Raw genomic sequence first — 16,565 nt, forward strand, 5'->3', positions numbered from 1 at the left:
TGGGTTGTAATCAATACGCCCAGTGACTTTTGCATAATCATAAATATCACGGCACATTGCACACATGCGCTTCACTTGCTCATAAATCTTTCGCTCAAGTTGGATACGTTTTAAATATTCCATCCACTCAATCGGGCGAATCGAAACAAATAACCGCTTTCCGAACATTGGGAAAATATGCTTTTCTAATGCTCCCTTATTACGAGTCATTGTGTCAGCTACCCACTGAGTTTGCTTTGTATCAAGCCATTCACGGGCTAAAGCTTCAAACGTAGCATTATTAGTTTCGAGTTCTTTAATCTTCCGCTCTTGCTTACTAATAATCGGATTCTCGCCGTTACCGATATCATTCAATAACTCTTGTGCTTTCTTTCGAGCCAACTTACCTTTAATAGCAGGATACCCACCCAATCCAATCCAAGACCATTTTCCATCGGGTTTTTTATATCGTAATTGCCAAGATTTATTGCCATTCTTTTGTACAAAGAAATAAAGCCCATTACCGTCTAATTCGCGATAGTCTTTATCTTCGGGCTTTAAATTTTCCAGTGTCGTATCTGATAAAGGGCGCTTTTTAATATCCGAACGCTTCATTGTGTATCACAGTGGTTTCAATAATTTATCAATGATACACGATGTGATACATGATACAAACTCGTATACTCGGTTAAGCTCAGTTATATACAGGCATAAAAAAAGGCTTGATCCTTTCAGAATCAAGCCTTTCCGCTTTATATCACATCATATTCAGTCATATAAAGCTAGGTATTTGGTGGAGGTGGCGGGAGTTGAACCCGCGTCCGCCAGCATTACGCTCGAGAATACTACATGCTTAGATATCGTCTATTGTTTTAACTCTTTGTGACCCGACGAACAGGGTACAAATCGCGATCCTCTTAATTTAGTACAAAGCCCCGAGGCTTGACTTTATACGGCCTTGTGTGCGTGCGCTTCAGTCGGTCTCTCTAACCACAAGTATTCGGAGAGGCGGACAAGCTGCCCTTAGGCAGCTAGAGCGTATGATTCGTCGTTTGCGACTAAAAAATGCAAATTTGATTTACGAGAGAAAATGCGCTCTCGGCATGCATCTATGAGTTTCATCACCAGCGTCGAAGCCAGAAACACCCCCAAAGTACAAAGCGATCATAGCATAAATGTCAAAAATTACGACATCTTTTCTAAACATTTACACAACTAGATGCGCTTAGTTACATTATTGCGCTAATATTTTATTTTTCAAGCCTAATAATAGAAAAATTATGAGCTACTTACTTGCACTCGATCAGGGAACTACTTCTAGTCGCGCGATTATTTTTAATGAGCATGGGCAAGTTCAGGCAACTGCTCAACGTGAAATTAATATCCAAACTCCACATTCGGGTTGGGTGGAGCAAGATGCGCAAGAAATCTGGACAACGCAAATTGCTGTAGTCCAACAAGCATTGGCCTCTGCCCGCATTCTCGCCAAAGATATCAAAGCCATTGGACTGACCAACCAACGAGAAACCACAGTAATTTGGGATAAAAGAAATAGTAAGCCTCTTGCCCCTGCCATTATCTGGCAAGATCGTCGTGCAACCGAATGGTGTAACCAGCTCACACGACAAAATTTGAAGGATAAAATTCATCAAATAACAGGTTTACTCATAGACCCTTATTTCAGTGCAGGAAAATTGGTTTGGCTTCTGGAAAATATAGAGGGCTTACGCGCTCTGGCCGAACAAGGACATGTGGCTTTTGGCACAGTCGATAGCTGGCTGATGTGGAACTTAACCCAAGGTGCTGAACATGTGATTGAAGCCAGTAATGCGTCACGGACCATGCTGATGAATCTGCAAACTCAGGTTTGGGATGAAGAGCTGCTTGAACTGTTTAATATTCCCCGTTCAGTTTTACCCAAAATCATTTCGTCTGATCACTACATTGCCGACACTGCCACCGGTTTACTGGGTGCCAATATTCCGATTACCGGTATTTTAGGCGACCAGCAATCTGCACTTTTTGGCCAATCTTGCTTTGATGTAGGCACGGCGAAAAATACCTATGGTACAGGTTGCTTCATGCTCTTTAACACGGGTCATCAAATTCAATTTAGCCAAAATAAATTACTCAGTACACTTGCATGGCAATGTCATGATCAAACCACTTATGCACTTGAAGGCAGTGTGTTTATGGCAGGTGCCATTGTGCAATGGCTGCGTGATGGATTGGGCATTATTCAAAACAGCAGCGAAATTGAAGCACTGGCTTGCCAAGTGGAGGATACCGATGGTGTTATTTTAGTACCTGCTTTTACCGGACTAGGTGCCCCGCATTGGGACAGTGATGCTCGTGCCCTGCTTTGTGGAATGTCACGCGGAACCAATAAAGCCCATATTGCCCGTGCAGCACTGGAATCCATTGCATTTCAGGTCTCTGATGTTCTCACCGCAATGCAATCCGACATTGCTCATCCGTTGAAAGAATTAAGGGTAGATGGCGGTGCCTGTCGAAATGATATGTTGATGCAATTCCAAGCAGATATTCTCAATGTTCCGGTACTGCGTCCAAAGATGCTGGAATCGACGGCTTGGGGAGTGGCTGCAATGGCGGGATTAAAAGCAGGTGTATTTTCCAATTTGTCTGAGATTTCAGAATCTTGGCAGTTAGATCGTGCATTTGAACCAAATATACAGGCGGATCAGCGTCAAAGCCGTTTAGGTCAGTGGCAAACCGCTTTAAAGCGGTCACGATCAGATATATAAGGTTAACTGCAATATTTTTATAAAAAACCTCTGAATTCAGCGGTTTTTTAGTCTTAGATGCATGAGTATTAATGCGCGTGACCACCGCCCCCCACACCCAGTTTGGGCCTTGGTGCGAGCCAAACAATCAATGCAGCAAACACAAAAATCATCGCTAAAATTAAAAACACATGGTTGGCTGATAAAGTTAAAGCTTCCTTATCGACCAGACTTGATATATAACCCAGTGCACCTTGTGAACTCATCCCGGTTTGCATCAGGGTATTTTGTACTTCATCCACATGTAAGTTGGAAACCATTTCACTACGTGCAACTTTGGCATGATCATCCCAAAGGGTTACGGCAATGGAAGCACCGATTGCTCCAGCCATGGTACGCAAGAAATTCATTAAGCCGGCAGCAGATGCCATTTCATGGGGCTGCACCGAAGCCAGTGCCATATTAGATAAAGGAATAAAGAAAAATGGCACAGCAAAACCTTGTAGAATTTGTGGCCATGCCAATGCCATAAAATCAGCATCAGTGGTCCAGAAAGCACGCATCAAGGTCACTGCGGCCAAAAGACTTAAACCAAAACTGGCTAAAATCCGTTGGTCATATTTGGTTGCCATTTTTGCCACAATCGGTGACATCAGCAAACTGCCAAAGCCCATGGTTGCAGTGAGATAACCGGCCCATGTGGCGGTATAACCCAAATTAATCTGCACCCACTGCGGAATCAGCACAATACTGGAAAAAAATGCACCGAAAGCGAAAGCTAAGGATAAGACTGAGAAGGTAAAGCCGCGATATCTAAAAATCTGGATATTGACCACAGGATGCTGTTCGGTCAGTTCCCAGATAATAAACAGAACTAACCCGACGACAGTAATCACGGCCAAGACGCAAATAAAACTACTGTTAAACCAGTCATTTTCATGCCCGAGATCGAGCATCAACTGCAATGCGCCAATCCATAGAATCAGCAAAAACAGTCCAATAGTGTCAATTCTGATTTTTGAAATTAAGGTTTCAGCAGGTTTTAACAGGCGTAATGCTGCAATCGCACAAAAAATTCCCACTGGAATATTGATAAAGAAAATCCAATGCCAGGACAGGTTGTCACTGATCGCACCGCCTAAAATCGGACCCAGAATCGGGCCAACGACGGTAGTCATTGCCCACATGCCCATGGCTTGAGATTGCTTTTCCGGAGGGAAAATACGCATCAGCAAGGTTTGGCTAAGCGGCATGATCGGTCCACCAAACAAGCCTTGTCCGATACGGCAAAAGACCAACATTTCCAGACTGCTGGATAATCCACAGAGAATGGAAAAAATCGTAAAGCCAATCAGACTGATCACAAACAGCCGCACCGCACCAAAGCGCCCTGCGAGCCATCCGGTCAGCGGAACACAAATCGCTTCTGCAACAGCATACGAAGTAATGACCCATGTTCCTTGAGAACTGGACACTGCCAGACTGCCGGTGATATGCGGCACTGAAACATTGGCAATGGTCATATCCAGCACCACCATAAAGTTGGCCAAAGCCAACACAAAGGCTGCAAGAATCAGGCGACCCCCTTTCAGGTCGCCAAATGGTACGTAGTTATTGTTCATAAGCCACTACTTCGAAGCGAGATTGATTTTCGCTTCCATCGACAAGCCTACGCGTAAAGGATGCTCGGCCAATTCTTTAGGATCAAGGGCAATACGCACCGGTAAACGCTGAACCACCTTAATCCAGTTACCAGTCGCATTTTGTGCGGGAATTAAGGCAAATGCCGAACCTGTACCACCCGAAAAGCCCACGACTTTGCCATGAAACTCGACATCATCGCCATATAGGTCAGAGATAAGAATAGCCTCTTGTCCGGCTTGTACTTTTGCCAACTGGCTTTCTTTGAAGTTAGCATCGACATAGAGTTTATTAATCGGCACCAGCATCATTAACACGGTACCCGCAGCAACACGCTGTCCAACCTGAATATTTCGACGCGCAATCACACCATCAAACGGCGCTTTAATTTCGGTACGTTCCAAATCCAGTAGTGCCTGTTTCAGTTTTGCCTGAGCAATCAATACATCTGGCGTTGAGGTTTCATTACTGCCACGAATTAACGCTTCATTTGCAGCCAAAGTACTTTGCGCCGCTTTCTGACTTGATTGTGCTTGAGCCAAGCCAGCTTTGGCCAAATCCAAACCGGCCTGAGCATTATTCACGGCACTTTGTGCAGTACTGAGTTCTTCTTTAGAGATTGCACCTGAAGCACTCAATTGGGCACGTCGTGCCAAATCATCCTGTGCCTTATTGAATTCAGCTTGGGCTTTAGCAACCTGTGCTTCTGCGCTGTGAATACCATCATCGCTGACATAGACTTGTGAATTTAAGGCACTGCTGTTGGCTTGCGTCTGTTTGTATTGACGTTTTGCTTTTATCAATTCTGCTTGTGCCTGGGCAACCGCAATTTCTGCATCACGATTGTCCACCCGAACCAAAATATCACCCTGTTTTACCGCTTGAGTATCACTCACCATAACCTGTGCAACTTGCCCATTTACCATGGAAGTAATGGATGCAGTTTCTGCACCGACATAGGCATTATCGGTACTCACTGAATGATTTAAAAACAATGCCCAGATGGCATATAGAATAGCTGCAATAATAAAGATCAACGCAACCAAGCTTAAGGCTTTCTTGCGTTTTGTTTTTGCAGGAGTTTCCGAAATGTCTGCGTCTGGTTGTGTTTCTGGCAGGGTATTTTGCGCATCTGTCATCGATTATTCCTAAATCCAACAGACTTGGTCACTACACATCATAGATGCCGTTCTAATTAATCTGAAACGAACCGCTATGCAAGACAACGAATGTCAGGAGATGGTGTCAATGAGAAAGTCGTTTTTTCTTTAAATATTGATGCGCATTTTAATGACAAAAAATCATGATGCGATAATAAAAATGTAACTCCCCAGTCTTTAAAAATGAATTCGGCACTGAATTTTCATTCAATGCCGAATAAACAGGTTCTTTGTGCTGGTTTTAGCACACTGGCCTTAAAGCCAACTTAATAGGCATACGATGCAATTGCAGTTGCAATCGGCTTATCTTCATCATTGACCAAGGTCATGCGCATAGTGCAGCCCTTACGACCTAAACGTAAGGTTTCAGCACGTGCAATAAAATATTTGCCACGGCCCGGCGCTAAATAATCGACCCGCATATCAACCGTTGCCAAGCGAGTGACTTTTTTAATGGTGTCAGGCAATTGGTCAGCTTCAGCCTTTTTATATAACTCGCCCATTGCAACAATACCGCCGATACTGTCCAAAATCGTCGCAGCTACCCCACCGTGTAAAATCTGAAAAGCGACATTACCAATCATAAAAGGCTGCATTTCAATATAAGCTTCAATTTGACCATCAACGACACGCATGATCATCTCGTTGTGCTTGAAGTAAGGAGAGCTATTGAATGCATGACACAATTGCTTCAGGACCACATCAATATCCACTTTCGAGCCTAAATGAATACTTCCTGTCCACTTTTTATCTGAATCACTCATAATCTGCTCGAATACCTTAATTTGAGAAATAGCTATTAACTTTTGCCCCAAAATTTTATTCTGGGGCTACAATAGCTGTAGTTTAATACTGATCATTGAGATTGTTATGACTTATACGTTCAATCGTCCTGCATTTCCTGCGACTCGCATGCGCAGAATTCGTAAAAATGACAAATTACGGTCTATGGTACGTGAAACCCAGTTGACGACAGATCATCTCATTTACCCAGTATTCGTACTTCCGGGACAAAATCAGACTCAGGATGTTCCAAGTATGCCGAAGGTTCAGCGACTTTCCGCTGATCTGCTGTTAAAAAAATCAGAACGCTTGCTTGAATTAGGGGTTTCTAAACTGGCTTTATTCCCGGTTACTCCACAAGAAGATAAAAGCCTAACTGCAGAAGCTGCCTGGCATGAAGATGGCCTGGTTCAAAACACCATTCGCCTGCTGAAAAAAGAATTGCCGGAAATGGTGCTAATTACTGATGGCGCTCTTGACCCTTATACCACGCACGGTCAGGATGGCATCATTGATGACACCGGTTATGTGCTGAATGATGAAACCGTTGAATGCCTGATTAAACAAGCCTTGAGTCATGCCGAAGCCGGTGCCGATGTGGTTGCACCCAGTGACATGATGGATGGCCGTATTGGCGCAATTCGTACTGCGCTTGAAGCGAATGGTCATATCTATACCAACATCATGGCGTACTCGGCAAAATATGCGTCTAGCTTCTACGGCCCGTTCCGTGATGCTGTCGGTTCATCCAGTAATCTGAAAGGTGGCAACAAATACAATTACCAGATGGATATTGGCAACCGCGCTGAAGCCTTGCATGAAATTGCACTGGATATTCAGGAAGGTGCAGACATGGTGATTGTGAAACCGGGTATGCCTTATCTCGACATTGTGCGCGAAGTGAAAGATACTTTTGGCGTACCGACTTTCGTTTATCAAGTGAGCGGTGAATACGCGATGCTGGCCGGTGCCATTCAAAATGGCTGGTTATCTGATGATGTGATTATTGAATCACTCATGAGTTGCCGCCGTGCCGGTGCTGATGGCATCTGGACTTACTTCGCTGAAGAAGCTGCACTTAAACTGAAAGACATGAAATAAGGATTAGTGGCTTAAGCGATGAAAGTTGCCATTATCGGAGCAGGAATTAGCGGCCTACTGTCTGCTTTAGAACTTGTGGAACACGGCTGTTCCGTCATCATTTTCGATCAGCAGCAAGCTGGCAAAGCCGCCTCCTGGGCGGGTGGTGGCATCCTTTCTCCGATGTATCCATGGCGCTATCCACGCGCGGTGAATCAATTGGCACAATATGGCAAGTCACTGTATTTGGAATGGAATGAAAAATTAAAACCTATCACGGGTATTGATTTTGAAATTCATGATACTGGCATGCTGATTCTGGATGAAAGTGATTTTGATATCGGACAGCGCTACGCCCAGCAGTTTGATGAACCGATGCAGCAATGCCAACTTCTCCAACAGCCTCAACTTCAACAGATCAACCCGCATATTTCAGCGCAATTTAGTCAGGCGCTATATTTTTCACAGCTGTCTAATGTCCGTAATCCACGTCTGCTCAAGTCCATTATCAGTTATTTAAAACAACACCCGCAGGTACAATTCTATGAAAATACCTGGGTGGATCATTTTCATATTCAACAGCAGCGTGTGACCTCTGTTCAAACCCAATCCGGTCACCAGATTCAGGCCGACCAGATCATCATTGCAACCGGTGCATGGTCCGCGCACTGGTCGCAACAATTGAATATGAGCATTCCGGTCAAGCCCGTTCAGGGACAAATGCTGCTGTTTAAAACCCCTGAGCAGTGGTTGTCAACCATCTGCATGAATAAGGTGATGTACCTAATTCCACGTCAGGACGGTCATATAGTCTGTGGTTCCAGTATGGATGAGCTGGGTTTTGAACACCGACCGAATATTCAAACCCAACAGACTATTTACAAAGCCTGTCTGGAAATGGTGCCAGAACTTGAACAGTTTCCGATTGTGAAACAATGGGCAGGACTCAGACCAAGTTCACCTACTGGCGTACCCTATATCGGGAAAATGCCAGAGTTTGATAATCTATGGGCCAATTTCGGACATTTCCGTAATGGTTTATGTATGGGACCTGCCTCGGCACGTTTATTAAGACAGCTGATGCTTGAGCAGCCCACATGTGTAGATCCTGCTGCTTTTAGCACTCAGAGATTAGAATCTGAAGCTTTAACTACCCGCTAAAATATCGACCAAAGCCAGCTTCAAAGTGGGATATTTAAACTCAAACCCCAGTTCCTGCAGTGCTTTCGGTTGTACATATTGACCGTTCAAAACCAGTTGCGATTGTTCGCCCAACATCCCCTTCAAAACAAAAGCCGGTAAACAGAATAAAGGTTTACGATGCAGTTGCTGTGCAGCTGTTTGAGCAAATTGCCCTTGGGTCATTTTTTCTGGACAGACCACATTAAAAATTTGCGTGCTCGTTTCTTTTACCATGAGAAATTCAATCGCACGCAATACATCTTGAATATGCACCCACACCACGGGTTGCCGACCATGTCCGATTTTCCCAACCATATTCAGTTTAATCGGCAACAGTATGCGTGGAAGAATGCCTCCCTTCTTTGCAAATACAATACCGAAACGCACGATTTTGGTATTCTGCTGTTGAAAGCTTAATGTCGCCTGTTCCCATAACTGACATAGTTCCGACATAAAAATAGATTGTGGTGCAGACTGTTCGGTACAAATTTCTGACCATTGTTCGTTCGGATCAATACCGTAATAGCCCACTGCAGAACCTGAAATAATACGTTTCGGGAAAATTTGTCTTTTTTCTAAATATCGGTACAGCTGATGAGTGATTTCAACCCGACTCTGAATGAGTTGCTGCTTTCTTTTTGCTGTCCAGCGCGACTGGCCAATATTTTCACCAGCCAGATTAATCACATAATCAATCCGATCTGTTTTAAGATCCTCCAGACTCTGAACCCAGCTCAAACCAGGATGATTGGAAATCTTATTTTTCTGACGTGTCAGCCCAAACACCGCATAATCACGCGCCAATAGATAAGGCAGTAAATGCGAGCCAATAAAACCACTTGCGCCAGTGACCAGTACGTTTTCTTTTAGCATTCGACTATCTCACTTGAGTATTCCTATCTATAAAATAGGCTCATTTTTAGTTCAAGCGTATCGCAATTTATCTTAGCCAAGCATTTTTTTTGCCATGCGCTGGGCTTGTTTACCGTAAAACCAAAAGCTGATGAGATAAAATGGAATCATAAAAATGAGTAAGCGTGAGATAAGCAGCAATTGAAACTCACTTTGTGAGACAAAATCCCACCACAATTGAAAAATATTGGGCTGGCTAAAATTAAAGATGAGCTGTCCAAAAACAGCAAAAATATAATTATATAAAAAGAAAATCAAAACAAAAATTAAGCTGAATCTGTTACGTTCGGTTTGTGTCGGTGCGCGCTGTTCGTTACGAATAAATTTAAACAATACCAAAATCATCGCAATCAAATAAGGAAACGCTGTTAATACTTGACCTACTACATTTGGCAAAAAACCGGCAACAATCCCTGCAAGCAGAGTAAATAAAATTAAATATATAAAAAACCTTAAGAAATATTTACTCATTAGATTATTTTGAGGACCAAATTTATGATAAGAACTCCTATTATAAAAAAAAATGAATTTTTTTTCATTTTATTGTCAACCAATCTGTAATCCTCTGCGTTATATAAGGTAAGAAGTTCATAAATCCGTTAATTTGTACCGGCATCCACAATATTTTCGGTGAACTTTTTCTAAAGCAATAAACTTAGTTTCAAGTTTTAGTAAGGAACAGCAGCCCAAGCTAAAACTTGTGACAGATTTTTTTGACCGACGATTTCATCATCACTCGAATCGTCGGTCTTTTATTTTCTACAGTTTATTTTTTTCTCTTAGAAATACATATGAAACATTAACTTCACCCAATACCCGCGCTATCTTTGAGCGATCAGAAGAATAAAATGCTCTCACACATAAATAATAAGAAAACTATTTCATTCCAAAAATGAGTTTCAAACCAAGTAAAGTCATCACTCCACCTGCAATACGGTCAAATAGTGCTTTAAATTTTAAATAGACTTTTCGTGGGCCTTCAGCCGACAATGCAACCGCAACCAATGAATACCAGCCTGCATCAATAAAGAAACACAGCACAGGCAAAACCACATAAAAATAAGCAGGAATATCCTTGGGTAAGAGTGCTGTAAAAACACTGGCCAAAATAATCGCAATTTTTGGATTACTCATTTGGGTAATTAAACCCAAACGGTATGCCTGTTTAAAACTCATCGGTTGAACTGAGGCATTTACTGAATCCATCCGCTCTTTGGCATGTTTAATAATTTTAAAAGCCAACCACAGCAAGTATAAACCACCACAAATTTTTAAAGCCAAATATGCTGATGGCACAGCGAGTAAAACAGCTTGTAAACCCATCACGGCAAGTAAGCCAAAAACGGCAGCGCCGGTACCTGTACCTAAAGCAGTAAACAGACCATGCTTACGTGAAATCGCAATTGAATTTTTAGCCACATAAATAAACGTTGGCCCTGGACTGATTGCGCCCAACATTAAAGCCAAAGTAATTGAGCCTAATATCAATAACGATTCCAATGCTTTTTACCTTAAATCATGCGGAAAATTTGTTGGCTAATTCTACGTGGTTTAGATTCTTATTACCCTAACAATTTTATCTTTCTGATAGATTCTATAATCACATTTTAGACAGACACAAAATGCAGAGGATGATTTTATTCAATCCTCATCTAGGCCACAGTTCAGGCATATTCGGAAAATAGCACTTTTTTTTATATTCTTCTTAATGGTTTAAAATAATACAAGTTGTTTGCAAAAATAAAGGGATCTACTTCAAATTTTCACAAATCTGGCAGCCTCCTAATTTCTTTCCAATCTATTAATGTTGAGCCACTGGCTTAATTTCACGAGCGTTAAGCTGCGAGGTTCGGTAGTCCTGGTCATAAACTGGCATACCACCAATAATCATGGTTCGAGCTTGAGTTTTCGGCTTGTTATATTCATCTTTTGCCTCACATGCTGCTAGCAACAAGAGTAAGCAAACAGATATACTCATGGAGAGCTTTTTCATCACATATCCTCTTTTTTCATAGTTGTTATGTTTTCTAGCTTAGCATCAATGTGTGTTTTTTAATCATTTTTTTGTTTCTTAAATTCAATTAGTTCAGATATTTTTACAAATAAGCCTAGACGGAAAATTTACTATAGCCAAAAATATTGCTTCAAAGTTTATTTCAATCAATTGAGTTATAAAATTAATGGTCTTTCCTAGGTAGATTTTAGCAATCTGTATAGATCGACACTCTCAAGCAAATAATATAATTCGTGATAAAAATATTTTGCGTACAATACGATTGAATATTCGAAGGATCGTGACGAAATGTTTGATCAGATTGCACAGTCAGTGGCCTACCAAAAACTTGATCTTGATGCTGCTGTGTCAGTCACGGTCAAGCGATTAGATCAAATTCATCCGCAAATCTCCGGCAACAAGTTTTTTAAACTGAAATACAATTTTCTTGAGACACAAAAACAAGGTTTAAATAAAGTCCTGACCTTTGGGGGGGCTTATTCCAACCATATTGTGGCAACGGCATATGCAGCGCATTTATTTGGCTTCAAAAGCGTCGGGATTATTCGCGGTGAAGAACTGGCAAGCAAAGCATTGAATCCGACTTTAGCCACGGCGCAGCAGTTTGGCATGCAACTGCATTTTATTTCGCGTGAACAATATAGACAAAAAGATCATCCTGAATATCTGGCTAAATTAACCCAACAATTTGCTGAACATTTTTTTATCCCTGAAGGTGGAACCAATCCGTTTGCCATTCAGGGCTGCAAGGAAATCTTAAATGCTAAAGACCTGCAAAATTATGATGTCATCTGTTGTGCCGTCGGTACAGGCGGAACCCTTTCAGGAATTATTGAAGCAAGTTCAGGGCATCACAAGGTTCTGGGTTTTTCAGCCTTAAAAGGTAATTTTTTACAGCGCGATGTACAACAATGGACGACCAAGCAGAAATGGCAAATAACCGATGCTTATTGCTGTGGAGGTTATGCTAAAACCACGCCTGAGCTCTTACAATTTATGCAGTCTTTTGAAGACAAGCACAATATTCCCCTAGAGCAAGTTTATACTGCCAAAATGATGATGGGCTTGTTTGACTTAATTGAACAAAATTATTTTTCTCCCGACGCACGTATTCTGGTCATTCATACGGGTGGCTTGCAAGGTCGCCACACTAAATAAGATCAAGCCTGAAATTGCCGCTAAAATTGTCTATAATGCCCTGTTTTATCTCCCGCGAGTTGTTCCATGTCTACAAATCAGTATGATGTCATTGTTTTAGGTGCAGGTGCATCAGGTCTGATGTTGGCATATATGGCGGCGCAACGTGGTCGTAAAGTTTTGGTGCTAGAAAAAGCCAATAAAGTCGGTAAGAAAATTCTGATGTCTGGTGGAGGTAAATGTAACTTTACCAATCTGTATATCGAACCTGAAAACTTCATTTCACATAATCCGCACTTCGTGATTTCTGCCCTGACGCGTTATACCAACTGGGACTTTATTGGCTTGGTTTGCGAACATGGCATTGAATACGAAGAGCGTAAACACGGCCAGCTTTTTACCTTAAACGGGGCCAAAGAAATTTTGGCCATGCTGTTGGCAGAATGTGATAAAACTGCTTTGGTGGATATTAAAACCAGTTGTGAAGTGAAAGCTGTTAACCCTATTGAGGGTCAAGGTTTTCAAGTGGCAACATCTTTGGGCTATTTTCAAGCTGTATCTGTAGTAGTGGCAACCGGTGGTTTATCCGTTCCTACGCTGGGTGGTTCAGGAATCGGTTATGAGATTGCCAAACAGTTTGGGCATCATATTCACCCTACCCGTGCGGGCTTAGTGCCTTTCACTTTTTCCGATCAATTCAAAGAAGTGACTACCCGTTTAAGCGGTAATGCAGTCGATGCAACGCTCTCCAACGATTTAAATAGTTTTACCGAAGCCCTGCTGTTTACCCATCGTGGTTTAAGTGGACCAAGTTCACTGCAACTTTCCAATTATTGGGATGTCGGTCAGCGCTTTAATATTAACTTTCTGCCTTATATCGATCTGGTTGATTTTTTTAAATCGAAAAAAGCCAGTCAACCGAAAGTCTTGCTTCGAACTTTATTAAATGAGCATCTGCCTAAAAGTGTGGTCCTGGAATTGCAAAATTTAATCTGGGCTGAATCGGCAGATCTGACGATGGGTAATTTGAGTGATGAAAAGCTTGAACAGATTGCTCAGCGCTTGCATGCTTTTGAGGTAAAACCCTCTGGGACTGAAGGTTATCGTACTGCTGAAGTGACTTTAGGTGGTGTGGATACCACAGAAGTTTCATCCAAAACAATGGAAAGTAAAAAGCAAAAAGGCCTTTATTTTATTGGTGAAGTGCTTGATGTATCCGGTCATTTAGGCGGTTTTAATTTTCAATGGGCATGGTCATCTGCACATGCCGCATCGAAATATGTTTAATAAAACACCTATTCTGAGCCGATTATTCTAAATAATCTGTCCGTAATAAACGAACAGGTTTCGCCTGCTGTAAACGGGCAATTGTGATCTCCATTTTTGCAATTGCTTGTGTCTCAGATGAAGTTTCCGCAACATTTACCCTAGTCTTAAGCGACTTAAAAATTTTGTTCAATAACATCATTATCTCCTTTATGATGGCTATTCATATATCCCAATATGATTCTTCCCATTTCACAAAAATTAGTCTAAATTCTTATATTTTATGAAATAGTTACTTTATAAATAGCATAAAAAAGCAAGAAAAACGATCATTATTTAACTATTCTCCACCCTCATTTTGTTGTGATATATCTACTGCATAATTATGTTTTACGTGTTTATCTGCTGGCTTCAGCTTAGCAAATACGAAACGATAAGCACTGACAAAGAATCCTGCGGTAATTCCTGCAATTACAATCGGCGCAATAAAGTTATTAGGACGTTTTTTTGACATTCTCATCTCCTTTAAATTTTTACATTAAAAATCGACCACATTACTGTGGTCGATTTTATCTCAATCTAATCGATTATTTATTGTCATCTTTAGGATTGAGATTATTTGGATTTTTGTCCGTATGAATATCAACTTTGGGCTCAGGTTCACCCGTGGATCCAAATGGATTATTTTTTGGCGGATGTTGAGGATTCACAGGTACAGAATCTGGAACTGCTTGATCTGTATCTAAAGCTGTATCCTCTTGAGGAGCTGTCGTCAATGATGCAGGTGTCGGATTTGCTAATGGGAATCGACTTTCTGATGCAGATTTTGAAATATCAGAAGGTGTTGAAGGCGCGCCTCCATCCATTTCCAATTCAGAAGATTTATTGGCTGAAGGATCAGACCCTTTATCTTCAACACCATGTTCAGTAAATTCTTGTGCAGCATGAGCAGAGATTGAATCTGAACCATTTGTTGCAGTCATGATATCTGAATTGTCCTGATGTAAAGGATTCGGCTCTTTCGCATCTCTCTTACATTTATCAATCAAGTCTGTTAATACTTGCTCTGCTGGGTTACGACCGCCTAAACCGAAAGCAAGAGCAAATGCCACTGCAACTGCACCGAGTGTTAAACCGAAGGCTAGGTTCACAATGGAATCGGCAATACCCATTGCACGTAAGCCCATGGCAATCACTAAGCCTATAATCAGGATACGAACCAAGTTTGCCAACCAGCGTGAACTGGTATATTCACCACGTTCAATGACTTTCGCGACCAGGTTTGCAAGCCAGAAGCCGATCATCAAGATGACAGCACCCAGTAAAATATTGGCACCAAACTGGATAAACATCGAGATCAGTGCACTGACCTGGTCAAATCCAAGACGGTTGGCAGCTTCAGATACTGCAAATAACATGGTAAAGAAAACGATCAGGTATCCAATAATAGCCGATACTTTAGTTGTTCCCAAAAAGCGTTGTGCATCCATTTTGGCAGGTAGTTCATCAACGCCGGTTCCCGCCAATATGTCAACCACCAGATTAGCCACAAAACGTGAAACCACATAAGCCAAAATCAGAATTAGGCCAGCCGCAATAATCTGCGGGATCGCATTCATAATTTCATACAACATCGCAGTTGCGGGTTGTGAAATGGATTGAATGCCTAAGGCTTCAAATGCAACAATCAGCGCAGTAATAATAATGATGGCAAAGACAAATGAACCCAGAACTCGGGGCAAATTAGAGTTTTTTAACAAACCAATTTTTTGCGTTTCATGCTGTAAATTTAAACTGCCCACCAAACCTTCGACAATGCCACGTACAATTTTTGCCAGAATATAACCGACAAAAACAATGACTGCTGCAATGAAGATATTCGGCAAGTAGGAAACAACTTCACTCACCATATTTTGAATTGGGAATAACAGACCGTTGAGACCTAAAATAGACAGTACAATCGGGAGGAATAACAACAAAATGAGCCAATAAATAATGTCGCTAATATTCTTGCTGAGAGGACTAACACCAACATTAGCACTCAACTTTTCATCTAGCTGGGTACGGTCAAGCAGTTTGTGCATGCCTGCTCTAACAAGAGTAGCCACAATCCAACCGATAAAAGCAACAGCAATTGCAGCTAAAAGTTGTGGAATAAACAATAGGAATTGTTGAATCATAACGCTAAATGGTCCACTCACACTGGTGAGGTTAAGCACATTTAAAGCACCTATGATCGCAATGATCATCACTATCCAGAACACAATACGCGATACGATAATTTCAATATTTGCGCGATGTCCAGTTGTGCTTGAAAGTTTTTTATTTGTCTCTATTTTTTCCAAAAGTTTTCTAATTCCTGCTGCAATAATAAGAGCAAGAATCCAACCAATCAATAAAATGGCAACAGCGGCTAGAATGGGATGGAATTGATTCCAGTAATATATGGCATCAAGTTCCCCCCTTCTAGGGCCTCCGGAAAAATATTCATTCATGTTGTATTTCCTCTTGTTATTACTTATTGAAGTCTTACTGCGATGAATCGCTTTATTATCTTGACCAAGCCTATGTGAGCAAGCTTATATGAGCGAGCCGAACCAAAAAAAATTATCAGGTTAAAAACACATTAGAATTTGCTTATTTTTAATTCAATACAAATCATCATAA

The 16,565-nt window shown here is 41.6% G+C and carries 16 protein-coding genes and 1 other RNA gene; 5 read left to right on the forward strand and 12 right to left on the reverse strand.

The features are described 5' to 3' along the window. The coding region (locus ACKI4H_RS03725; protein WP_407303955.1) for a tyrosine-type recombinase/integrase at positions 1–594 on the reverse strand (594 nt) is incomplete at its 3' end. A 176-nt stretch (positions 595–770) separates the two neighbouring features. Next, positions 771–1,129, reverse strand: a transfer-messenger RNA (tmRNA) gene (ssrA, locus tag ACKI4H_RS03730). 130 nt (positions 1,130–1,259) lie between these two features. Here ssrA and glpK point away from each other — a divergent pair. Next, positions 1,260–2,744: a glycerol kinase GlpK gene (gene glpK / locus ACKI4H_RS03735; protein ID WP_407303956.1), complete on the forward strand. Its 1,485-nt coding sequence runs from the start codon at positions 1,260–1,262 to the stop codon at positions 2,742–2,744. Between the two features lie 68 nt (positions 2,745–2,812). Here glpK and ACKI4H_RS03740 read toward each other — a convergent pair whose 3' ends face one another. The 3 genes from ACKI4H_RS03740 to ACKI4H_RS03750 all read right to left on the reverse strand — a co-directional run bounded on the left by ACKI4H_RS03740 (position 2,813) and on the right by ACKI4H_RS03750 (position 6,288). Beyond that, a complete protein-coding gene (locus ACKI4H_RS03740; protein ID WP_407303957.1) occupies positions 2,813–4,345 on the reverse strand; it encodes a DHA2 family efflux MFS transporter permease subunit in 1,533 nt (510 codons plus the stop codon). A gap of 6 nt (positions 4,346–4,351) precedes the next feature. Further along, entirely contained in the window at positions 4,352–5,503 is a 1,152-nt protein-coding gene (locus ACKI4H_RS03745; RefSeq protein WP_407303958.1) for an HlyD family efflux transporter periplasmic adaptor subunit, read from the reverse strand. A 287-nt stretch (positions 5,504–5,790) separates the two neighbouring features. Then, complete coding sequence (locus ACKI4H_RS03750; RefSeq protein WP_407303959.1) at positions 5,791–6,288, reverse strand: thioesterase family protein; 498 nt, start codon at positions 6,286–6,288, stop codon at positions 5,791–5,793. A gap of 106 nt (positions 6,289–6,394) precedes the next feature. Here ACKI4H_RS03750 and hemB point away from each other — a divergent pair, with 106 nt between their 5' ends. Both hemB and thiO read left to right on the forward strand, forming a co-directional pair. Next, complete coding sequence (hemB, locus tag ACKI4H_RS03755; protein WP_407303960.1) at positions 6,395–7,408, forward strand: porphobilinogen synthase; 1,014 nt, start codon at positions 6,395–6,397, stop codon at positions 7,406–7,408. Positions 7,409–7,426: 18 nt separating this feature from the next. Continuing rightward, a complete protein-coding gene (gene thiO, locus ACKI4H_RS03760) occupies positions 7,427–8,548 on the forward strand; it encodes a glycine oxidase ThiO (protein ID WP_407303961.1) in 1,122 nt (373 codons plus the stop codon). On the opposite strand, the gene ACKI4H_RS03765 is transcribed toward thiO, so the two are convergent. The 4 genes from ACKI4H_RS03765 to ACKI4H_RS03780 form a co-directional block, all read right to left on the reverse strand. Continuing rightward, positions 8,534–9,442: a TIGR01777 family oxidoreductase gene (locus ACKI4H_RS03765; RefSeq protein WP_407303962.1), complete on the reverse strand. Its 909-nt coding sequence runs from the start codon at positions 9,440–9,442 to the stop codon at positions 8,534–8,536. The genes thiO and ACKI4H_RS03765 overlap by 15 nt on opposite strands. A 72-nt stretch (positions 9,443–9,514) precedes the next feature. Next, the gene (locus ACKI4H_RS03770) at positions 9,515–9,952 is read right to left on the reverse strand and encodes an ABZJ_00895 family protein (protein ID WP_407303963.1); all 438 of its coding nucleotides are present in this window, start codon (positions 9,950–9,952) and stop codon (positions 9,515–9,517) included. Positions 9,953–10,357: 405 nt separating this feature from the next. Continuing rightward, positions 10,358–10,939, reverse strand: coding sequence for a LysE family translocator (locus ACKI4H_RS03775; protein ID WP_407303994.1), 582 nt, complete (start codon positions 10,937–10,939; stop codon positions 10,358–10,360). Positions 10,940–11,282: 343 nt separating this feature from the next. Then, positions 11,283–11,474, reverse strand: coding sequence for an NF038215 family lipoprotein (locus ACKI4H_RS03780; protein WP_407303965.1), 192 nt, complete (start codon positions 11,472–11,474; stop codon positions 11,283–11,285). A 309-nt stretch (positions 11,475–11,783) separates the two neighbouring features. Here ACKI4H_RS03780 and ACKI4H_RS03785 point away from each other — a divergent pair, with 309 nt between their 5' ends. Further along, positions 11,784–12,653 carry a 1-aminocyclopropane-1-carboxylate deaminase/D-cysteine desulfhydrase gene (locus tag ACKI4H_RS03785; protein WP_407303966.1) on the forward strand — a complete coding sequence of 290 codons (870 nt, stop codon included), beginning with the start codon at positions 11,784–11,786 and terminating at the stop codon, positions 12,651–12,653. 66 nt (positions 12,654–12,719) lie between these two features. After that, positions 12,720–13,919, forward strand: coding sequence for an NAD(P)/FAD-dependent oxidoreductase (locus ACKI4H_RS03790; protein WP_407303967.1), 1,200 nt, complete (start codon positions 12,720–12,722; stop codon positions 13,917–13,919). Between the two features lie 22 nt (positions 13,920–13,941). On the opposite strand, the gene ACKI4H_RS03795 is transcribed toward ACKI4H_RS03790, so the two are convergent. From ACKI4H_RS03795 to ACKI4H_RS03805, 3 genes are all read right to left on the reverse strand, one after another. Then, the gene (locus ACKI4H_RS03795) at positions 13,942–14,100 is read right to left on the reverse strand and encodes a hypothetical protein (RefSeq protein ID WP_407303969.1); all 159 of its coding nucleotides are present in this window, start codon (positions 14,098–14,100) and stop codon (positions 13,942–13,944) included. Between the two features lie 138 nt (positions 14,101–14,238). Next, positions 14,239–14,412 (reverse strand): hypothetical protein, encoded by a 174-nt coding sequence (locus ACKI4H_RS03800; RefSeq protein WP_407303971.1) that lies wholly within the window; start codon positions 14,410–14,412, stop codon positions 14,239–14,241. Between the two features lie 73 nt (positions 14,413–14,485). After that, positions 14,486–16,393 carry a mechanosensitive ion channel gene (locus tag ACKI4H_RS03805; protein WP_407303972.1) on the reverse strand — a complete coding sequence of 636 codons (1,908 nt, stop codon included), beginning with the start codon at positions 16,391–16,393 and terminating at the stop codon, positions 14,486–14,488. Positions 16,394–16,565: the final 172 nt, after the last annotated feature.

The organism is Acinetobacter sp. (assembly GCF_045628685.1).
Taxonomy (GTDB): Bacteria; Pseudomonadota; Gammaproteobacteria; order Pseudomonadales; family Moraxellaceae; genus Acinetobacter.